Below are 20,297 nucleotides of genomic sequence, written 5' to 3'. Positions count from 1 at the left end.
TTTGCACAAGTTTATTGTTTTCCGTCTTTCTCCTGAAACGGCGCGGCGGGCTGTCTGAAAAAGCGTTGACTGCGCCAGGTAAATCTTTCATAATCATTGTAAATAGAAACGGAAGAAAAAGACAGAAGGGACAGATGACAGTGGCCGGTTTATCACGGGAAGTGACACAGAATCTGGAGAAAGGTTCATGGATACGCAAACTGTTTGATGAAGGCGCGCGGCTGAAAAAAGAGTTCGGCGCCGATAAGGTGTTTGACTTTTCAATAGGAAATCCGGTTGCGGAGCCGCCTGAAACGTTTAAAAAGGCGCTTTGCGAAGCGGCTGAAACAGGGCGGCACGGATACATACAAAACCAGGGGCTTCCGGAGGCGAGAGAAAAGGTTGCACGCTTTTTGTCAGAGCGGTTTCAGACAGAAATTTCCGCCAGGCATACAGTCATGACGGTCGGAGCCGGAGGGGCGCTGAATGTCGCGCTGAAGAGCATTTTAAACCCGGAGGAAGAAGTCATCCTTCTTTCGCCTTATTTTGCGGAATATAAAGCGTATGTTGAAAATTACCGCGGCAGACCCGTCATCTGCCCGCTGACTGACTCATTTGAGATTGATATTGAAGCGGTTAAAGGTGCGATCACCCCCCGTACGAAAGGACTGATCGTTAATACGCCGCATAATCCGACGGGGACTGTGCTCAGCCAGAAAAACCTTAACGAATTAGGCGCCTTATTAAAAGAAGCCGAAGAGCGGAACGGCCAAAGCATATTTATTTTATTTGATGAACCGTACAGCCAGCTGATCTACGGAGAAGAGCAGGCGAATCCGTTTCAGGCGTATCACCGCGTGATTTTAGTCAGTTCGTTCAGTAAAGATCTCGGCATTGCGGGGGAAAGGCTCGGGTATATCGCGGCGGACGCCCAAATGCCTGAGGGCGATCTTCTGACGGATGCATTCGTTTTCTGCAACCGGACGCTCGGCTTTGTGAACGCTCCGGTCATGATGCAGCGCGCCGTGGCGAAAATGGATGATCTTTCGATTGACGCTGAACCTTACAGAAAGCGGAGAGACCTTATGGTGGACATCCTCACAGAAGCCGGCTTCGAATTTGAAATGCCGAAAGGAGGCTTTTTCGTCTTTCCGAAATCACCGATTGAAGACGAGGTGGCGTTCTGCATGCATGCCGCACAGAAATACAAACTATTGATCGTACCCGGCAGCGGATTTGGAAAAAGCGGCTATTTCCGATTATCTTTCAGCGTGCCTTCGGAACAGATCAGATATTCGCGCGATATTTTCAAAGCACTGTATCAAGATTTTTCTTCATAGCTTCCAATATATAAAGATGGGAGAACGGACACATGTCGAGGAGAAATAATGGCACATCAGACATCAGCATTACAGGAATCGGAGTCTTAACCGCGGTCGGACAAGGCAAGGAGGCGTTTCTCGCTGCGCTCATGGAGGGGCGGCACGCCTTTGATGTGATGAAACGCCCCGGCCGGCAGAAAGGCAGTTCGTTTATCGGCGCGGAGCTTAGCGAATTAACGCCGCCGGACGCGCTGTCCAAGCGCTTGTACCGAAGGGCCGCATTATCAGGAAAGACGGCGCTTATCGCTTTATATGAAGCGTGGCATGACGCTCAATTAGACGGCGCTGACCACAGCCGCACCGGTCTGATCATCGGCGGCTCGAATATGACGCAGCGCGAATTGCTGCAGGCCTTTGAGAAAAACGGTGAAACGCCGCAATTTGTAAATCCGACATACGGGCTTTCTTTTATGGATAGTGATTTGTCGGGGCTTTGTACGGAGCAATTCGGGATAAAAGGGCCGGCCTTTACGGTCGGCGGCGCGTCGGCAAGCGGCCAGGCGGCGGTTATTCAGGCTGCTCAAGGAATCAAAGGAGGCCTGTTTGACCGATGCATCGTGATCGGGGCGCTGGCCGATCTGTCGTACATGGAGTGTCATGCTCTCCGTTCTTTGGGAGCGATGGGCACTGATACATACGCTGAACGGCCTGAAGCCGCCTGCCGCCCGTTTGACCGGCATACGGACGGGTTTATATTCGGAGAGGCGTGCGGGGCGATTGTGCTGGAACGCGCTGAATCTGCCGAAGAGAGGGGCGCGCGTTCGTGGGCCGGCTTAAAGGGCTGGGGGATGGCTTCCGATGCAAACCGCAACCCGAATCCTTCAGCAGAGGGCGAAATGACGGTGATCCGCCAGGCGCTGGAGCGGGCCGGTCTTTCAGCAAAAGAGATCGATTACATCAACCCGCACGGCACCGGTTCGCCGATCGGTGATAAGACTGAATGCCGGGCGCTTTCTGAAAGCGGCCTGTCGCACGCGCGGATTAATGCGACAAAATCGATTACCGGACACGGTCTGAGTGCGGCCGGAACGGTGGAAATCATTGCTGCTCTCTTGCAAATGCGGGAAAACAAGCTTCATCCGATCCGAAACTTAACGGAGCCGATTGACGATTCATTTCAGTGGGTGACCGACGGGCCGAGCGCCCATACCGTACACCATGCGTTAAGCTTAAGCATGGGATTCGGAGGGATTAATACGGCGCTTTGTTTAGAAAATCATTTCCGAAGCAGATAACGGCAGCCTTCTTTTTGAAGGCTGTTTTTATATGATGAAAAATCTGAAAATGATGAAAGAATGGAGTTGTGATACAATAAACTATACAAATGACAATCATGCTTTGACTTAGGAGGTGGCAGGATGGGGCCCTCTGTGTAGTCAATCACCCATTTCGTTCCTCTCGCTTAAGAAAAAACGATGAAATCAGGAGGTGACGTCCTTATCCTTCAATTCGGGATAAGGTGAAATGGACGATATTGACAGTTTGATTTTAATCGGTGTGCTCATTGCGTTAACGGCGTTTTTCGTGGCGAGTGAATTTGCGATCGTCAGAGTGAGGAGATCCAGAATCGATCAGCTCATCTCAGAAGGGAACAGACGGGCGGTGCTCGCAAAGCGTATCATTACGGATCTTGATGAGTATTTATCCGCCTCGCAGCTTGGCATTACACTCACATCCATCGGGCTCGGCGTACTGGGAGAGCCTGCATTTGAGCGGATGCTTCATCCTGTGTTTCAGGGCATGGGGCTGCCGGATTCAGCCGAGCATGTGACTGCTTTTGCTGCGGCGTACGGGCTGATTACGTTTTTACATGTCGTCGTCGGTGAGCTTGCGCCTAAAACGGTTGCGATTCAAAAAGCGGAAAAGCTGACGTTATGGATCGCCGGACCGCTTCGGTTATTTTACGTGTTCATGTTCCCGTTTATTTGGGTGCTGAACGGCTCCGCGAGAATTCTGACCGGTTTGGCCGGATTAAAGCCGGCATCTGAGCATGAAGGCTCCCACTCTGAAGAAGAGCTGCGGATCCTGCTGTCAGAAAGTTTAAAAAACGGAGAAATCAATCCGTCTGAATATACATTTGTGAATAAAATTTTTGATTTTGATAATCGGATCGCCAAGGAAATCATGATCCCGAGAAAAGAAATCGCGGCTGTTTCCACTGATATGGACGTGCCGGAAATGCTTGATATGATGCTGAAAGACAAATATACGCGCTGGCCCGTAACGGACGGGGACAAAGACAGTGTCATCGGCATGATCAATACGAAGCATCTCTTTTCAGATCTGCTGTTTATGACAGAAGATGAAAAAGAGGAAGTATCCATCACGTCTTACGTCCGCCCGGTGATTGAAGTCATCGAGACGATCCCGATACACGACCTGCTGATAAAAATGCAGAGAGAACGGATTCATTTGGCGATATTGTCTGATGAATACGGCGGAACGTCCGGTCTTGTGACGACCGAAGACATCCTTGAAGAAATCGTCGGCGATATCAGAGACGAATTTGATGAAGACGAACAGCCGCAGATTCAAAAGCTGTCCGAACGCCATTATGTGCTGGACGGAAAGGTTCGGATTGATCAGGTGAATCATCTTCTCGGCGCAGGGATTGAAGAGGAAGTCGACACGATCGGCGGTCTTGTGCTGAAACGGAATATTGACATCTGTGCGGGTGAGTCGATACAAATCGGGGGATACACTGCCCTCATATTAGAAATGGACGGCCGGTTTATTAAACAGCTTGAACTCAAAGAAGAACAGGGCCGCCCGGGCGGTCAGGGAACAATAAACCGCCAGCTGCCCGTGCCTGAAACGGTCATGCTTCATAACGCAACCTTGAGCGAAAAATAAGCTCAAGGTTTTTTTAAATGGATATCATAACAAAGCCGCACCAGAACGCCAAAAGGCTTCCGGCTGCTGAAACAGCGATGTAGAGCAGGCTTTCCTTTATGCGGTTGTTCATCATCAGCTGCACGGCTTCAATACTAAACGTGGAAAAGGTCGTAAACGCACCGAAAAAGCCCGTCGCGATGATGATGCCGGCAGAAGGATTATCCAGGCCCAGGCCGGTGAACATGCCGAGGCCGAAGGAGCCGAGCAGGTTGACCGCAGCCATTCCAAGCGGAATCGGAAAACCTTTTGTTCTTTCTGAAATTGCTTTACCCAGCAGAGACCGTAATACCGCTCCGATACCCGCTGCGATAAGCATCAGGACAATCGTCATGGCGTATCATGCCCCCTTCCCGCAGAGTGAAGGGCAATCCGCCGTCCCCAGAAAATGCCCGCGTATGCAAGGGCAATGCCAGAGATTAAAGTCGCGGCAGCATAACAAAAAGCCGCTGCGGGAGACGATTGCAGCAGAAAAATGGTTTCTTTTGCGAAGGTTGACATCGTCGTGAAACCTCCGCAAAAACCGGTTCCTAAAAAGGCGGTCAAAAGAGGGCGTTTAGCCCGAATGATGAAATAACCCGTAATAAGACCGAGTAAAAGGCTTCCCGCCGCGTTTTCGAGGAAAGTGGCCGCCGGGAAAGAACCGCTGTGAATGTGCGCGCTCATTTCAAAGCGGAGCAAAGCGCCAAGCGCGCCTCCGATAAAAATTGCGATGTATTGTTTCATATCAGCCATCCTTAGAAATAAAATCCGGAAAATCAGTTACAATGCCGTCAACTGCCATCATTTGCAGCTTTTGGGCCGTCTTTTGATTTCTGACCGTCCAGGCAAATACTTTCAGGCCGTGTCTGTGAGCGGTGGAAATCAAGAACCGATTCAGGCGGGTATATTTAATATTGACATAATGTACGGCTGATTTGTAGGCGGCCAGCTGGCTTTTGGAAAACATCCCGAAGCTGGGTCTTGCAATAATTGCAGTCGGAACGGACGGATACATGCCGTGAAAGGTCTGAATCGACTTGAGGCTGAATGATTGAACGATAGGGTGGATGGAAAAGGAAAACCTGCTTAACAGCTGGCCGACTGCTTTTTCAAGACCGACTTGAGAAACGTGCCCTTTCAGTTCAATTAAAAATCCGATTTTAGAATGATAACGCTTCAAGACCTCTTCGAGCAGGGGAATCCGCTCTCCTTTAAACTCAGCCCCATACCAGCTGCCGGCGTCCAGAGACTGCAGCTTCTTCAGCGTAAAATCTTTTACAAAACCGGAGCCGTCCGTCGTCCGGTCGACTTTGTCATCATGGATGACGACAATCTGGCCGTCTTTTGTGAGCTGGACGTCAAGCTCAATGAAATCAGCGTTCATTTCGGCAGCGATATCAAATGCCGCAAATGTATTTTCGGGCGCGTAACCGGATGCGCCGCGATGAGCGATGGTATACAAGCTTGTCAGCTCCCCTCATGGGCATTTCTGTTATTATATCAGATTCGTATATGCACAGCGATTCAAACTGGTGAATGTGCAAAACAGTATTTTTTTGGAATAAAGATAGTGCTTTTTTCGGTTTACAATCCGCAGTGATGATTTATAATGGCAAAAAGGAGGCGAGATCATGGGAAAAGGGAGATTGAAAGTGGAAGAAAGAATTAAGGCCGAAACCGATGCCGAAATCCAAAAAGCGACTCTCCTGAAACAGACACAATCAAAGAAGAAATAGTGCCTGACCCTGTTGTATCTGGCTGAAAGATGAACGAATGTGTGAAAACCCCGGCTGTGCTCTGATGCCGGGGTTTTTCAGGCTGCCTAAAGACATTAAAAGAAGCTGATGTCCGAATGTTTTAGTATAATAGATTTTCGACAAGACAAAGGAGCATGCCATGATGACACAATTTCAGAGCTTTTTTACGCTTGACCATATTTCGCAGATCAGTATCAGCATCGGAATTTTAGCGGCTTTTCTCGTTTTGAGAAAACTGTTTGTCAAATACTTTTTTCAGCTCGTTTACAAATTGGCGAACAAGCCGAAAACCGACATATTCAAACAGATTGCCGTAGCGTTTGACAAGCCGGCCAGATGGTTTTTCGTGGCGCTGGGTCTGTTTTTGGCGATTGAGTATTCGCCGTTTTTAGACGGGCAGATGGACATTGTCAAAAAATTGTACCGCTCTCTGATCGTTGCGCTGATCGCCTGGGGGCTTTGCAATCTGACATCGGCGTCTTCGTTTTTATTTCATAAAGTCAATCAGCGTTTTGAGCTTGATATGGATGACATTTTGGCGCCGTTTTTATCCAAGGTGCTGCGCTTTGTCATTCTGGCGCTCAGCGTCAGTGTGATCGCGCAGGAATTCAATTATGATGTAAACGGGTTCGTGGCCGGACTCGGACTTGGCGGATTGGCCTTTGCGCTCGCGGCTAAAGATACGATCAGCAATTTTTTCGGCGGCATTATCATCATTACGGAAAAGCCGTTTACGATCGGCGACTGGGTCGAGACGTCATCTGTAACGGGGGGCGTTGAAGATATCACATTCCGAAGCACAAGGTTCCGCACGGCGCAGGGGGCGCTTGTTACTGTGCCCAATTCAACGCTGTCCATGGAAGCCATCACAAACTGGACGAGGATGACGAAGCGCCAGGTCACGTTTTCTGTTCGTGTTTCTTATGCGACGCCGATTGATCGTTTAGAGCGGTGCATCACAAGGCTCAGAGAAATGCTTCGTGAACATGAAGGCGTGCATGATGATACGATTATGGTTAACTTTGACGTGTTTGCGGACAGCTATTATAATCTGTTTTTCAACTTTTACACAAAGACCATCGTCTGGGCGGAAAGCTTGGACGTGCGGCAGGATATCAACCGCCGGATTATTGATATTTTTGCTGAGGAAGGCGTGGAGTTCGCCTATCCGGGCCAGAATGTATTCGTAAAACAGAAGAGCCACGATGATCCGGTTCATGTGAAGGATCATTCCGGAGAAAAAGAACGGGCATAACAGGCGCCGTTCTTTTTTCATGATATGATAAAAAGAAAAGGTGGTGGAAGAGTGGAAGCATTTATGACATTGATCAATCAGGCGGAACGTATCGTGGTGCTGACGGGAGCGGGAATGAGCACGGAATCCGGCATTCCTGATTTTCGTTCGGCGGGCGGTATATGGACCGAAGACACCTCCAGAATGGAAGCGATGAGCAGGGAATACTTTGAACGCCGTCCGCGTGAATTCTGGCCTAAATTCAAACAGCTCTTTCAGATGAAAATGAGCGGAAGCTATGAGCCGAATGCCGGCCATACGTATTTGGCGGATCTTGAAAAGCGGGGAAAGCAGGTAGACATTTTCACGCAGAATATTGACGGGCTGCATAAGAAAGCGGGAAGCAGCAGTGTCTATGAGCTTCACGGTTCAATTCAGACCGCCGCATGCCCCCGCTGCGGAGCGCGCTACGGGCTTTCTCATCTGCTGAAGGATGAGGTGCCGGAATGTACGGCGGAAATCGGTGATCATACGGTATGCGGCACCGTATTAAAAACGGATGTCGTGCTGTTCGGCGATCTCGTTCAGCATTTTGAAACCCTTTATGAAAAGCTTGATAAAGCTGATCTTCTTCTTGTGATCGGCACTTCGCTTGAAGTGGCGCCGGCAAGGTTTGTCCCTGAGGATGCGGGCCGGATTCCCGGTTTGAAGCAGGTGATCATTAACCTTGAGCCGACATATTGCGACTATTTATTTGATCTTGTCATCCATGAGAAGATCGGTGAATTTGCAAAACGGATCAGCCCCGCGACATAAAAAAGCCGGATCATATACAGATCCGGCTTTTCTTATTCATGGACGGGAATCATTTGATCCGTCAGAACATCAAAGGAGTAGCCCTGGGCTTTCAGTTTTTGGATCAGGCTAGGCAAAGCGTGCACCGTCGCAGGCAGATCGTGCATTAAAATGACATGCGGCCTGCTCGTATGAACGCTTTCCAAATATGCGAGCTGATTCAATACTTCCGGCACGTACCGTGCGTTTTTGTACTTCCAGTCTTCACTGTCTATCGTCCAGTCCCAGTACACGAATCCGCCTTTTTCGAGATTCTTAATCTGGGCATCCGTCAATGACGGTTTACTGCCGTAAGGCGTGCGGACAAGATCCGTTTTTACTCCGGTGATTGCCTCGAGCGTATCGCGTCCCTGCTGCATTTCGTTCAGCGGTGATGTCGGTGTTTGATAAAACAGGTGATTATCGTGCGTCACGCCGTGCAGGCCGAGCGCGATTCCTTCCTGCTTCGCTCTTTGCACGGAATGCTTATAGGCTTTCATCCGCGGTTCAAGCATAAAAAAAGTGGCCTTTGCGCCATTTGCCTTCAATACATTCAACAGCTGTTCAGTATATGGAGACGGCCCGTCGTCGAAGGTTAAATATACCGTTTTTTTCCCTGGGTCACGCTCTTTCTGCAAATGTTTCATTAAGACGTCGGGAGAATCATTTTTCAGCCGCAGGCTTTCTGCTTCATCCCGAAGCTGCCCGTTTGCGGTCACGGTGACCTGTTTGTTTTTTGCGGCGGAAGCGGAATATCCCATTATGACGATTACCAGAAGCAGTCCGCACAAAACTGCTAAACTCGTAAGTTTAAAAGCCAATGAAAACAGAGAAGGGGAAGCACCTTCTTTTGTGTTGCGCATAACAATCTCTCCAGTAGCATAAGTTTCTGCATAATGCCGATAACAGCGGAGGCTTGCGAAGTGCCATAAGTTAACAGCATATGTATGTCGAATCAAGTATACAGGAACAAAACTGGAAAAGACATAGAAAAGATGTCGAATAATAAGATTTTAAGAAAAAAATAAACTCCGCAGCCGGCTCGTTCAGTATGATAGAATAGTTGACAATAACAGCTGAGAATGTACATCACGGCAGATAACGATTAGGAGGGTTTACATGAAGACATTAGTAAACGGCCAGTTGATTGATCGTGAAGAAGCGGCAGTTGATATTGAGGACCGCGGATATCAATTCGGTGACGGTGTGTATGAGGTCATCAGAGTGTATAACGGCGCCTTATTCGGTCTGCGTGAGCATATCGTCCGTCTTTTCAGAAGCGCCGCAGAAATCGGCATCACCCTGCCGTTCTCCGCAGAGGACATAGAATGGGATCTGCAAAAGCTCGTACAGGAAAACAAACTCATTGACGGCGGGGTCTATATACAGACGACGAGAGGGAAGGCGCCGCGGAAGCACCAGTATGACGAAGGATTGGAACCGCAGACGACGGCATACACCTTTTCAGTGAAAAAACCGGAAAATGAACAAAAAGCCGGAGCGCAGGCCATCACGGCGGAAGACAAACGCTGGCTGAGGTGTGACATTAAGAGTCTGAATTTACTGTATAATGTGATGGTAAAACAAAAAGCCTATGAAGCAGGCGCTTATGAAGCGGTGCTGATAAGGGACGGAGCGGTCACGGAAGGAACCTCATCCAATGTATACGCCGTCATAAACGGCACCGTCCGGACGCATCCTGCAAATGAGCTGATTTTAAACGGCATTACGCGGATGAAACTGTTAGAGCTGATGAAAGAAAACGGGATTGAGGTGCGGGAGAAGGCTCTTACCGAAGACGAACTCAGAGATGCGGATGAAATTTTCATCTCGTCAACGACGTCTGAATTAATCCCGATCGTAACCCTTGACGGAAAACCGGTCGGAAGCGGATCGCCGGGACCTGTAGCCAAAACGATTCAGGAGGCATTTCAGTCGCACATTCAGCAGGAGGTCGGCGTTCAGTCATAAGCTGAAAAAAAGGCCGGAACACATCCGGCCTTTTTGCTTCAGTCAGATAAAAAGAGATTCGATATGCTGAACGAGCACACGGGAGATCTTCTCTTTTGAAAGACGATCAGGTTCAAGCATGGCATGCAGCGCCAACCCGTCGGCGATAGCGTACATTTTCTCCGCTTCGGTTTCTTTATCAAGATTTGGTTTCAGAAGCTTATTTTCATCCAGCCAGTCAATCAGGCCGCGGATATATGCCAAGATCCCGTCCTGCTGGGGTTGAAACTCTTCTCCCTTATGTCTGGCATAAGCTGTGAAAGCGAACCATACCTCCATTTCAGCCATCGTTTCTTCGTCTGTCGGGATAATTTCAAGCATCAGACGCACCGCTTTTTCTTTCGGCGGCAGATCTTTCATGGCAACTTCGTTAATTCTGGCGGCCGCTTTTTCTTTTACGAGTGTCATCGCATACCCTAAAAGCTCATCCTGGGTGGTGAAATAGTGCCTCAGCGCGCCTAAAGAAAGACCCGCTTCTTGGGCGATGTTTCTCACTGTCGCTCCTTCCATTCCCCGCTCCAAAATCGTCCGCCAAGTGGCTTCGGCTATTTGTTTTCTTCTTTTTTCATGATCGATTATTTTAGGCATGGTTCCAGTGTAACAGGAAATATTTTTTCTTGCAATTTTGTAATACAGTTGTACTAAATAAAAAGCAGTGATACAATGCATTTTAGAAAACGATAAGGGGGAACCGGATTGAACGCGATTGCTTGGATTGTCATTTGTGAGGCTGCTTTTTGGGCGGCTGTCATCTTCGGATTGGCGGCGCGCTATATATTCAGGCGGCAAAAGCTCGGAATGTTTTTTTTCGCTCTCATTCCTATATTGGATGCCGTACTGTTTCTGGCGGCCGCAGCTGATTTATACAGAGGGGCGGCGGCGACTATGGCGCATGCGGTGGCGGCCATTTATATCGGAGTGTCTGTCGCCTTCGGGAAAAGCATGATTCAATGGGCGGATGAGCGGTTCCGCTATTATGTGGTCAAGGAAGGGGCAAAACCGGTCAAGCGGTACGGGCTGGATTATGCCAAACATTATGCAAAAGGGTGGGGGAGACATGTATTAGCGTTTGTCATCGGCGGCGTTCTTTTAGCCGGAACGGTATTTCTCATTCAGGACGCTTCCCGCACCGAAGCGCTCAGCGTACTGTTAAAGGGCTGGTCTGTCGTATTGTGCATCGATTTTTTGATCATGGCGAGTTTTTTTGTGATGCCGAAAAAAAGAAGAAACAGCCGGGAGCTGTAAAAAAAGCAGCTTTTGATTAAGCTGCTTTACAGAAAGAATTATTTTACGATCAGCACGGGAATATCGGATTTCGATGACAGTTTTTCACTGACGCTTCCGAATAAAAGTTTTTTCAGCCTGTTCTGGTCCCGGCTCCCCATGACGATCAAATCCGCCGATATACGGTCGGCATGCTCGATAATGGCATCAGCGGGATCACCTTCTAAAATGTCGATATCCCCGTCAATCTGGCTGTCGTTCATCAGCATTCTCGCTTCCGCAACGATTTCTTCCGTACGGTCTTCATAAATCATCGGATCAGGGGAGATTCTTTCCGCCTGGAGCGGGTCAGGAATGCTTGCAATCCCGCCGCCGATATACGTTGCCCCGGCTCCCGGCCTCGGGGGATCAACAATCGTCCGGGTATCTTTTGCATTGTGGGAATGTACGACCGTTAAATCCGCGTGAAACGTTTTTGAAAGGTCTATGGCTTTTTGGAGCGCTTTTTTACTATCATCACTTCCGTCAAAAGCTGCTATCAACCGGTCTGCGTGAAACATCAGCCTCATCCTTTCAGTAAAAAAGGTTTGTTTTACAATACCCTTGCGGCAGAAATGTAAAACCTGCATTGACAAAAAAAGGATTTGTTTATATGATGAAGGAACAATATAGGGAAAAAGGAGGTATGGATCATGTCAAAACTAAAGCTTGTCAACTCATCTTCAGCTGAATACCGGCGTGACTCCCATACAGCTTCCGTTTTCTGAACATTTGCTTAAAAACGGGGCAGTCGCGCATAAACGGCGGGTCTGTACCTTATTTATAATAATAAGAGGCATGGAGCTGAGGCTTCATGTCTTTTTTTATACAAAAAAATGAAAGAAAGACAGGTGTGATGCATGTGGCGGCATTAGCGAAAACAATGAAAAACAATCCGGAAAAGCTTGAGGGCGGCTGATTGATGAAAGGGGATGACGGTATTTGTTTACTGTATTAAAAAAGCTCGCGTGGTTTTTTAAAGCCTATTGGCTGCGCTATACGACAGCGATTGTTCTGTTATTGATTGTGAATGTCATTGAGATGTTTCCGCCTAAACTTCTCGGTAACGCGATAGACGATATGAAGGCGGGCGTGTTTACGAAAAGCGGGATGCTGTTTTACATATGTGTTTTTCTCGCATTAACGGCAGCCGTCTATTTACTGTCTTATTTTTGGATGTATCAGCTTTTCGGCGGGGCGAATGTCATGGAGAAGATTCTCCGATCAAAACTGATGGGGAGGCTTCTTCAAATGTCACCGCCGTTTTACGAGAAATACAGAACGGGCGATTTAATGGCGCGGGGGACAAATGACCTGCAGGCCGTCAGTATGACGACGGGCTTCGGGGTCTTAACGCTCGTTGATTCGACGATGTATATGCTGACGATATTTTTGACAATGGGGCTTCTCATCAGCTGGAAGCTGACATTTGCCGCGATTATTCCGCTGCCGATAATGGCGGCTGCGGTCAGCCTGTACGGAAAAAAGATCCATGAGCGGTTTACGGAAGCGCAGGATGCTTTCGGATCATTAAATGACAAGGTGCTGGAGTCGGTATCTGGCGTCCGGGTCATCCGAGCTTTCGTACAGGAAAAAAATGATGTCAGCCGGTTCGGTGATATGACGGCGGATGTATATGAGAAAAATATGAAGGTGGCGTTTATCGATTCACTTTTTGAACCGACTGTGAAGCTTCTCGTCGGCCTCAGCTATCTCATCGGTCTCGGCTACGGCGCTTATCTCGTTTTTCAAAACCGGCTGACGCTGGGAGAGCTGGTATCGTTTAACGTGTACCTCGGAATGATGATCTGGCCGATGTTTGCGATCGGAGAATTAATCAATATCATGCAGCGCGGAAATGCCTCCTTGGATCGTGTCAATGAGACGCTTTCCTATGAGCCTGACGTGATCGGGCCCAAGCGCCCCGCCGGCATCAAGGAGCCCGGGCGTCTTGTTTTTGAACAAGTGACTTTCACGTATCCGAGCGGAGCGGGACCGGCGGTTTCCGATGTATCTTTTTCCGTAGAAAAAGGGCAGACACTCGGCATTGTCGGGAAGACGGGAAGCGGAAAGACGACGATCATTAAGCAGCTGTTGCGTGAATATCCGCCCGGGGCGGGAGCAATCACGTTTACAGGCGTTCCGATTCAGGAGATCCCGCTTGAGGAGCTCCGCGGGTGGATCGGCTATGTGCCGCAGGATCATATTTTATTTTCTAAGACTGTAAAGGAGAATCTGCTTTACGGACGGCAGGATGCAAACGAAGAGGAAATCGGCGGCGCGCTGAAAGATGCGCATTTTGAAAACGATATCGGCATGCTTTCCGACGGGCTTGAGACGCTTGTCGGCGAGAAGGGCGTAGCGCTCTCGGGCGGACAAAAGCAGCGCATTTCAATTGCGAGAGCGCTTTTGACCGATCCTGACATTCTCATATTAGATGATTCGCTTTCTGCCGTAGACGCGAAAACGGAAGCCGCCATCATTGACAGCATCCGTAAAAAACGGCGGCATAAAACAACGATTATCACCACCCACCGGCTCTCGGCAGTTGAACACGCAGATCTCATTCTCGTCATGGATGAAGGCCGGGTGTCTGAAAGAGGCACGCACCGGGAGCTATTGGAGCAGAACGGCTGGTATCGAAAACAATATGAGAGGCAGCAGCTGTCATCTCTTGAAGAAGGGGGGACGGGCGCATGAAGACCGGGAGAAGATTATGGAATTACGCGCTTCAATATAAGAAGCTGCTGATATGGGCGGTCGTCCTGCTCATTATTGCGGTCGGCACTGAGCTGACCGGCCCGTTTATCGGAAAAAAAATGATTGATGACCACATTCTCGGCATTGAAAAAACATGGGTTAAAGCCTCTGCGGACGATCCGGGCGCCGTCAGGTTCCGGGGGCATGATTATGTCAGGGAGGACCGGCTCAAACCGGGGGCGGATAAAACCGGAGAGGCGCACATTTATCAAGTCGGTGCGGGCTACTATTTTGTTGACCGTCCCGTCAGTTTTGACGGAAACCGTTCGGTGGCTGACGGCCGGCTGACAATATCAAACGGTAAAGAAAGCAGGTCATATCCCGCCATTACGTTATCAAGACAGGAGATTTTTGAATTTTACCGTCCGGAAATAAAAGGATTGCTGACGTTGACCGCCATTTACGCCGGACTGCTCATGTTTTCCGTATGTTTTCATTACGGTCAGCATTATCTGCTGCAGATGGGAGCGAACCGGATCATACAGCGCATGAGGCAGGATGTATTTTCACACATTCAGAAAATGCCGATCCGCTACTTTGATAATCTGCCTGCCGGAAAAGTCGTGGCCCGTATTACGAATGACACAGAAGCGGTCAGGGATTTATATGTAACGGTGCTGTCGACATTTATCACAAGCGGCGTTTATATGCTCGGCATTTTTACGGCGCTGTTTATGCTTGACGTCAGGCTGGCCGCCGTTTGCCTTCTGATTATTCCGATTTTAATGATCTGGTCGGTTGTGTACCGCAAATACGCATCCGTCTTCAACCAAAAAATCCGTTCCATTAACAGTGACATCAATGCGAAAATGAATGAGTCCATTCAAGGAATGCCGATTATTCAGGCGTTCCGCCGCGAGAAGGAAACGATGAAGGAATTTGAAGAATTGAATGAAGCTCATTTTCGCTACAAAAACAAAATGCTGTCCTTAAATTCCCTCATGTCCCACAGTCTTGTCAATGTGTTGCGCAATCTGGCGTTTGTCGGGCTGATCTGGTATTTCGGAGGCGCGAGTCTGAGTGCGGCCGGAATTGTTTCGATCGGTGTTTTATATGCATTTGTTGATTATTTAAACCGTTTGTTCCAGCCGGTTACGGGAATTGTCAACCAATTTTCGAAGCTTGAATTGGCCCGTGTCTCTGCCGCCAGAGTATTTGAGCTTTTACAGGAGGAGGAAACGGAAGAAACAGGCGCTCCCGCAGACAGAAAGGCGGAAGGGACTGTGGAATTCCGCGATGTTTCTTTCGGGTATCGTAAGGGAGAAGAGGTGCTGAAACACATCAGCTTTACAGCTGAAAAAGGCGAGACGGTCGCCCTCGTCGGCCATACGGGTTCCGGCAAAAGCTCCATCCTGAATCTTCTGTTCCGTTTTTATGATGCCGAAAAAGGCGATATCCTGCTGGACGGAAAAAGCATATACGGCATGTCAAGACAGGAGCTGAGATCCCATATGGGGATCGTGCTTCAAGATCCGTATCTTTTCTCTGGAACGATCGGCTCCAATGTGACCCTCGATGATCAGCGTATTTCTTTGGAGCAGGCGGAAGAAGCGCTTCGCCAAGTCGGCGCCGCAAGTCTTCTGCAATCTTTGCCGAAGGGCATCAGAGAGCCCGTCACTGAAAAAGGCGGCACACTATCCTCAGGCCAGCGTCAGCTGATTTCTTTTGCAAGAGCGCTTGTGTTCGATCCGGCCATTTTAATTTTGGATGAGGCGACGGCGCACATTGACACCGAAACAGAAGCAGTCATTCAAAAAGCGCTGCAAGTCGTTCAAGAAGGGCGCACGACATTTATTATCGCCCACCGGCTTTCCACGATCAGACACGCAGACCAGATTCTCGTGCTGGAAAAGGGCCGCATCATTGAAAAGGGAAGCCATGACGAATTAATGGCGCAAAAGGGGCAGTACCATCAAATGTATGAATTACAGAAAGGAACGGCGAAATCCGCGGTGTAATCGGAAAGGGTGAATCAAAAAGATTCGCCCTTTTTTTCATTCAGTAAGCCAGTCCTACCCGTTTTCTGACAAACTGCGGGCTGATCAGCTCGCGGTACAGAAAATGCGCAGTGTCTCCGACTGTGATTTCGGCGCCGTCTTCAGGAAGGCGATCCTGTTCGAACCGGTAAACTCCGGCAGCGTCTCCGTCAGGAAGGTAGGTAGGGCAGATGATCGTCCAGTCAAGATCCTCTGCCAGCAGCATCTCGTATACGCGGGCGTGTTCCTTTGCGGCTCTTGTTGATTTTCGTTTTGATTCTGCCGATTCAAAACGGTATTGATCAGGCATAAGCCGTGATTGAAGGATACCCGCGGTGCCGATCGTAATCAGACGCTGAACATGATGCCGTTTCATGCCGTCTATTATATGAGTCATAGCGGCTGAAAGGGTATCGTCACCGTCCGTGCCGAGACAGCTCACGACTGTGTCCGCTTTGGAAATCAATCGGCTTACATCTTCCCGCCGCCTCGCATTCCCTGTTATGATCTGTTTTTCAGGAATGGGAAGGACTGTTCCGGCTGATCTGACAAGAGCGAATATCTCCATGTGTCCATGTTTCTGCGCTTCTTTTATAAAAGCCTGTCCGACTCTTCCCGTTGCTCCGAGTAAAGCGATGTTCATGTAAAAAACCTCCTCGCCGCTCATTATATCATTCAAAGCAGCGGGGAAAAGAATGCCTGTGAATAAACGGGAAATGGTGGGCAACATATTCATTGACCAAAGAAACACTTACGAACTGAAACAGCTCCCAATTGACTGAGGCAATGAATGACATGTTTTCCCTCCTTTTTTCCTAGGGTATGTGGAATAGGAAAAAAGGGTGACGGCATAAAAGAAGACGCGGTATCCCGCGCCTTCTGTAAGCCATTTATTGAGTTATTGTACGCCTTGGCCGCCCATGTTCTGCTGTGCGAAAGATACTAAACGTTTCGTGATTTCTCCTCCGACAGAACCGTTTGCACGAGAAGTTGTTTCTCCGCCAAGGTTTACGCCGAACTCAGAAGCAATTTCGTATTTCATTTGGTCGATTGCTTGAGCAGCGCCGGGTACTAATAGTTGGTTTGAAGAGTTGTTGTTTGCCATTTGTATGATCTCCTTTATTAAGTAGTATGGTTGGGTTTGCTGGAATTGCACCAGCCGATGATTTTCGGAATGAAAACCATTGCCAGCTCGGCTTCACCCAATGCTGTTTGCCGCTTTGTACTACGTATTATGGTGAATCAAACGGCATCTCATTCGGAAAACCGGGTGGTAAATAGCGGAAGGAAAAAGAAAAGCCCAGCCTGATGCGGCTGAGCTTTTAGCTTTCAGTCATATATGTGATAAAGCATTAATTCATGCAGCTCTTTTACGAGAGCCGGCTCTTCTTTTCCCGGATGTGTGTGTCCCCATTCAATGTCACCGGACTTATGGTAAATCCCTTCGTAATGCGTACCCTGCCAGTAAAATGAAATCCGCCATCCGGGCAGTTTCTCTTTTTTGAATAACGGTTTCCAGCTGAAGTGCGAAATCATGACGTTCACGCTCCTTGTAGGAAATGTTGATCTTGTTCATTGTAGCTCATCATTCTGTGCCTGTCCCGGGTAAAACCAAAAAAAGACAGCCTCACCGCCAAAGTTTTTCAGGGGCGGTGATGGACCGTTCTGATAAATATGACGCGTATTCAAAATTTCTCCGTTTTGTCAGGTAATCGACCGATCTCAGCTTCGGATGGGAAAAAATGCTGCGCCCGGGGCGGGAATTGGCTTCAAACATCCAAACTTTCCCTGAATTATCGACGCCGAGGTCAAAACCGATTTCGCCGATAAAACCTTCAATGTGCTCATTTAACACGCGGCTGACCGCCAAGGCGGCTTTTGAAAGTTTCCGCATCATGCCGACTCTCTCTCGCGGATCGCCGTATAATTCAGCTAACGTCCTGACTTCTCCGCCGGTTGCCAGATGCGTCGTGATGCTGTTTTCACCGGAAATTTTTGCCGCAATGGCCGTCACTGTCCATTTCCCCTCGGCGTTTTTATTCGTGTGCACCCTGAAATCGACGGGGCGTCCATCCAGCCGGATCAGGTCAATGCCTTGCTGAATTAAAAATGCGGACGGGTCATTGTTTTCTTTAAATGATTTCATGAAGGATGCCGCATCTGAATACTCTGCCGTCACGACCGTTTTTTCCTCATTCGTGTGTTTGACAGATAAGCCGGCATCTGTTTTTTCCACCTTGTAAATCCCCGTTCCGAGTGCGCCGTCTGCAGGTTTGATATAGACGGTGTCAAATGTGCTGCATAACGTCTCTAACGCTTCCGCATTCGGGTGCAGGACAGATTTTGGCAGAAGTGAAGCGGTGAGGCTGTTTTTTTCCAGAAGCTTATGAATGTCCCATTTATTAAAGAATTGAGGATTAAACCACGGAATCTGATAGACATTCATCAGCCTCTGTTTTGTCTGCTGTAAAAGCGGAACTTCTTCCGTTTTTCGGCTCGGGAGTCTGTCATATACGACATTCGGAAGCGGGACGGCCGTCCGTTTCCAGCTGTTTTCTTTATAAATCAGCGCTTGGACGGTGCCTTCTTCCCAGTTGATCTGATGAGCACCGAAAACGAAACAATATCCGTTCGCCTGTTCATGAAGAGAGAGCATCTTGGAAAAGAAGGCTGTACGGTCTCTTAACGGGCGGGTCGGCGATGATGTGAACCCGGCTGTGAAAACGCCGATCAGCGGACCGATGTGCACCGTCTGGCCGTGTATGAGAAAGTCAGCCCGGCTTTTATGCGGTATCAACAGCTCCTCAAACAAATCTTCAGAAAGGAGCGCGCTTTTTTCAAGTGATTGAGAAAAGGCTACACGGCATTTGACAACCTTGGTCCCGAAGGCAGCGGATAAAAGCCCTTCCCGTTTCATGGAGGAGGGGAGAAACAGCGTATTTTTGCTTTTTTTATCGATGCCGACAATCATCCCTTTATGATTCACGCGGTAATACTCCTTTCCGGCTTTCCTGTGACTGAAGTTCGCGGAAGCGTCTCAGCGGACTCGTATACAAATCCTCTTTCGCCTCCGGAGCCACGCTTAAAATAGCTTTCCGCCCCGGCTTTGAATTGACATCCAAAAGCCAGATGCGTCCGTCTTTGGCATAACAAATATCGAGCCCCAGCTCAAACAGCGGCCCGAACCGTTCGTCAAGGAAATAAGGGACGGATTGGGTGATCGAAAAGACATCATCCAATAAAACGGCCTGCTGCTTTCTCGGAATTTCCTCAAACCATGTGTCAAACTTAATCGGTTCTGATCCTCCGGGGAAATGAGATAAAAGACCGTTCTGATAACCCCTTCTGACCGCTTTTCCGACCGTTTCCCAAACGCCTGACTCAGTTTTGCGCATGAAAATGCGGATGTCGCACGGATGCCGCTCTTTATCCTTGATATTTAAGTAGGATTGAAGCAAATAGCGGTGCTGCAGCACTTTTTTGCACCAGGACTTAAAAGACACGTGATTGGAAAATGATTTTGTTTGTTTGTTTTTTCCGATATAGTAAGTGGCCGTAATTGATTTTTTGCCTGTTTCAAGCAGGATGATGCCTCTGCCTCCCGCGCCGAAAGCGGGCTTAAGTATACATGCTTTTTCCTTGGCTAAGTATGATTGCACCTGTTCATAGCGGCTGACTTCGGCCGTTTCAGGAATATAGGGACTGATCAGATGATGTTTTTGGAGCGCATCCGTGACCGTCCATTTATCAGGAAGCCCCCGGCCGATAAATTCCGTTTTCCGATATTTTTTCAGCCATTCGACGATCGGTTTGGCTTTTTGCGCTTCAGCGGATTTTCCGTAAAAACAGCGGTCGTAAATATATTCGGGAATATCGATTTCCGTTTCGTTCCACTTTCCGCTTTGCGGGTGATAGACGAGCGCTTTTACGCGCAAAGAATCCGGAAATATATCAAACGGTGTAAAGCGGGCTAAGCGCACATTATATTGAGGCGCTCTTTCAGCCAATTCCCCGGCGTAATCTTCTTCGTGCCGGCGGGATACAGACATAAAACCGAGTGTTGTCATATTATTACTCCCCCTTTATTCAAAAAGCCGCTGATGGAACGGCCCTTCCATTCAATAAATATGCTAAGCGCATCATAAAAGATGATCTACTGTAAAGAGTACGAAACAGCATCTTGCCTTATTCCTCACAAACAACAATTCAGGTTCTTCATTTGCCCGCA

General features: G+C 48.6%; 22 protein-coding genes. 10 read left to right on the top strand and 12 right to left on the bottom strand.

Annotation, left to right across the window (positions count from 1 at the left end; translation table 11 throughout):
* The first annotated feature begins 134 nt into the window (after positions 1-134).
* From OVA33_RS20080 to OVA33_RS20070, 3 genes are all read left to right on the top strand, one after another.
* Entirely contained in the window at positions 135-1,319 is a 1,185-nt protein-coding gene (locus tag OVA33_RS20080; protein ID WP_025649535.1) for a pyridoxal phosphate-dependent aminotransferase, read from the top strand.
* Between the two features lie 32 nt (positions 1,320-1,351).
* Complete coding sequence (locus OVA33_RS20075; protein ID WP_063636879.1) at positions 1,352-2,596, top strand: beta-ketoacyl synthase N-terminal-like domain-containing protein; 1,245 nt, start codon at positions 1,352-1,354, stop codon at positions 2,594-2,596.
* A gap of 229 nt (positions 2,597-2,825) precedes the next feature.
* Positions 2,826-4,214, top strand: a complete 1,389-nt coding sequence (locus OVA33_RS20070; RefSeq protein WP_017417356.1) for a hemolysin family protein — start codon at positions 2,826-2,828, stop codon at positions 4,212-4,214.
* Positions 4,215-4,227: 13 nt separating this feature from the next.
* Here OVA33_RS20070 and crcB read toward each other — a convergent pair whose 3' ends face one another.
* From crcB to OVA33_RS20055, 3 genes are read right to left on the bottom strand one after another with little or no spacing between them, the layout of a single operon-like run.
* Positions 4,228-4,587 (bottom strand): fluoride efflux transporter CrcB, encoded by a 360-nt coding sequence (gene crcB / locus OVA33_RS20065; RefSeq protein ID WP_017417357.1) that lies wholly within the window; start codon positions 4,585-4,587, stop codon positions 4,228-4,230.
* On the bottom strand, positions 4,584-4,979 hold the full coding sequence (locus OVA33_RS20060) for a fluoride efflux transporter FluC (protein WP_063636878.1): 396 nt from the start codon (positions 4,977-4,979) through the stop codon (positions 4,584-4,586). Before OVA33_RS20060 ends, crcB begins: the two co-directional genes overlap by 4 nt.
* Before the next feature lies 1 nt (position 4,980).
* Positions 4,981-5,697: a glycerophosphodiester phosphodiesterase gene (locus OVA33_RS20055; protein ID WP_063636877.1), complete on the bottom strand. Its 717-nt coding sequence runs from the start codon at positions 5,695-5,697 to the stop codon at positions 4,981-4,983.
* Positions 5,698-5,866: 169 nt separating this feature from the next.
* Here OVA33_RS20055 and OVA33_RS20050 point away from each other — a divergent pair, with 169 nt between their 5' ends.
* The 3 genes from OVA33_RS20050 (at position 5,867) to OVA33_RS20040 (ending at position 8,042) form a co-directional block, all read left to right on the top strand.
* Positions 5,867-5,971, top strand: coding sequence for a YhdX family protein (locus tag OVA33_RS20050; protein WP_003155299.1), 105 nt, complete (start codon positions 5,867-5,869; stop codon positions 5,969-5,971).
* A gap of 160 nt (positions 5,972-6,131) precedes the next feature.
* Positions 6,132-7,247, top strand: a complete 1,116-nt coding sequence (locus OVA33_RS20045; RefSeq protein ID WP_014417305.1) for a mechanosensitive ion channel family protein — start codon at positions 6,132-6,134, stop codon at positions 7,245-7,247.
* Positions 7,248-7,310: 63 nt separating this feature from the next.
* Positions 7,311-8,042, top strand: coding sequence for an NAD-dependent protein deacylase (locus OVA33_RS20040; protein WP_370736586.1), 732 nt, complete (start codon positions 7,311-7,313; stop codon positions 8,040-8,042).
* A 32-nt stretch (positions 8,043-8,074) separates the two neighbouring features.
* On the opposite strand, the gene OVA33_RS20035 is transcribed toward OVA33_RS20040, so the two are convergent.
* Positions 8,075-8,923: a polysaccharide deacetylase family protein gene (locus OVA33_RS20035; RefSeq protein WP_025649537.1), complete on the bottom strand. Its 849-nt coding sequence runs from the start codon at positions 8,921-8,923 to the stop codon at positions 8,075-8,077.
* A 256-nt stretch (positions 8,924-9,179) separates the two neighbouring features.
* On the opposite strand from OVA33_RS20035, the gene dat reads away from it, so the two are divergent.
* On the top strand, positions 9,180-10,031 hold the full coding sequence (gene dat, locus OVA33_RS20030) for a D-amino-acid transaminase (RefSeq protein ID WP_017417360.1): 852 nt from the start codon (positions 9,180-9,182) through the stop codon (positions 10,029-10,031).
* Positions 10,032-10,073: 42 nt separating this feature from the next.
* Here dat and OVA33_RS20025 read toward each other — a convergent pair whose 3' ends face one another.
* The gene (locus OVA33_RS20025; RefSeq protein WP_015388489.1) at positions 10,074-10,658 is read right to left on the bottom strand and encodes a TetR/AcrR family transcriptional regulator; all 585 of its coding nucleotides are present in this window, start codon (positions 10,656-10,658) and stop codon (positions 10,074-10,076) included.
* A gap of 108 nt (positions 10,659-10,766) precedes the next feature.
* On the opposite strand from OVA33_RS20025, the gene OVA33_RS20020 reads away from it, so the two are divergent.
* Positions 10,767-11,315 (top strand): hypothetical protein, encoded by a 549-nt coding sequence (locus OVA33_RS20020; protein ID WP_110085656.1) that lies wholly within the window; start codon positions 10,767-10,769, stop codon positions 11,313-11,315.
* Positions 11,316-11,353: 38 nt separating this feature from the next.
* Here the strand turns inward: OVA33_RS20020 and OVA33_RS20015 are convergent, their stop codons facing one another.
* Complete coding sequence (locus tag OVA33_RS20015; RefSeq protein ID WP_128974041.1) at positions 11,354-11,854, bottom strand: universal stress protein; 501 nt, start codon at positions 11,852-11,854, stop codon at positions 11,354-11,356.
* A gap of 421 nt (positions 11,855-12,275) precedes the next feature.
* Here OVA33_RS20015 and OVA33_RS20010 point away from each other — a divergent pair, with 421 nt between their 5' ends.
* Together OVA33_RS20010 and OVA33_RS20005 are read left to right on the top strand one after the other, a co-directional pair.
* Positions 12,276-14,033, top strand: a complete 1,758-nt coding sequence (locus tag OVA33_RS20010; RefSeq protein WP_017417363.1) for a multidrug ABC transporter ATP-binding protein BmrC — start codon at positions 12,276-12,278, stop codon at positions 14,031-14,033.
* Positions 14,030-16,051 (top strand): multidrug resistance ABC transporter ATP-binding protein/permease BmrD, encoded by a 2,022-nt coding sequence (locus OVA33_RS20005; RefSeq protein ID WP_070081573.1) that lies wholly within the window; start codon positions 14,030-14,032, stop codon positions 16,049-16,051. The genes OVA33_RS20010 and OVA33_RS20005 overlap by 4 nt, the downstream gene beginning before the upstream one ends.
* A gap of 40 nt (positions 16,052-16,091) precedes the next feature.
* Here OVA33_RS20005 and OVA33_RS20000 read toward each other — a convergent pair whose 3' ends face one another.
* From OVA33_RS20000 to OVA33_RS19975, 6 genes are all read right to left on the bottom strand, one after another.
* Positions 16,092-16,712: an NAD(P)-dependent oxidoreductase gene (locus OVA33_RS20000; RefSeq protein ID WP_003155285.1), complete on the bottom strand. Its 621-nt coding sequence runs from the start codon at positions 16,710-16,712 to the stop codon at positions 16,092-16,094.
* Between the two features lie 28 nt (positions 16,713-16,740).
* Positions 16,741-16,866, bottom strand: coding sequence for a hypothetical protein (locus OVA33_RS19995; RefSeq protein WP_003155283.1), 126 nt, complete (start codon positions 16,864-16,866; stop codon positions 16,741-16,743).
* A 101-nt stretch (positions 16,867-16,967) separates the two neighbouring features.
* Entirely contained in the window at positions 16,968-17,174 is a 207-nt protein-coding gene (locus tag OVA33_RS19990; RefSeq protein ID WP_003155280.1) for an alpha/beta-type small acid-soluble spore protein, read from the bottom strand.
* A gap of 224 nt (positions 17,175-17,398) precedes the next feature.
* Positions 17,399-17,614 carry a YheE family protein gene (locus tag OVA33_RS19985; protein WP_012117190.1) on the bottom strand — a complete coding sequence of 72 codons (216 nt, stop codon included), beginning with the start codon at positions 17,612-17,614 and terminating at the stop codon, positions 17,399-17,401.
* Positions 17,615-17,696: 82 nt separating this feature from the next.
* The gene (locus OVA33_RS19980; protein WP_017417365.1) at positions 17,697-19,055 is read right to left on the bottom strand and encodes a YheC/YheD family endospore coat-associated protein; all 1,359 of its coding nucleotides are present in this window, start codon (positions 19,053-19,055) and stop codon (positions 17,697-17,699) included.
* Positions 19,045-20,136 (bottom strand): YheC/YheD family endospore coat-associated protein, encoded by a 1,092-nt coding sequence (locus tag OVA33_RS19975; RefSeq protein WP_017417366.1) that lies wholly within the window; start codon positions 20,134-20,136, stop codon positions 19,045-19,047. Before OVA33_RS19975 ends, OVA33_RS19980 begins: the two co-directional genes overlap by 11 nt.
* Positions 20,137-20,297: the final 161 nt, after the last annotated feature.

This window comes from Bacillus sp. KICET-1, from assembly GCF_027721405.1.
Taxonomy (GTDB): domain Bacteria; phylum Bacillota; class Bacilli; order Bacillales; family Bacillaceae; genus Bacillus; species Bacillus velezensis.
The sequence above is the reverse complement of the archived record's forward strand: the minus strand, read 5'-3'. Positions and strand labels throughout refer to the sequence as shown.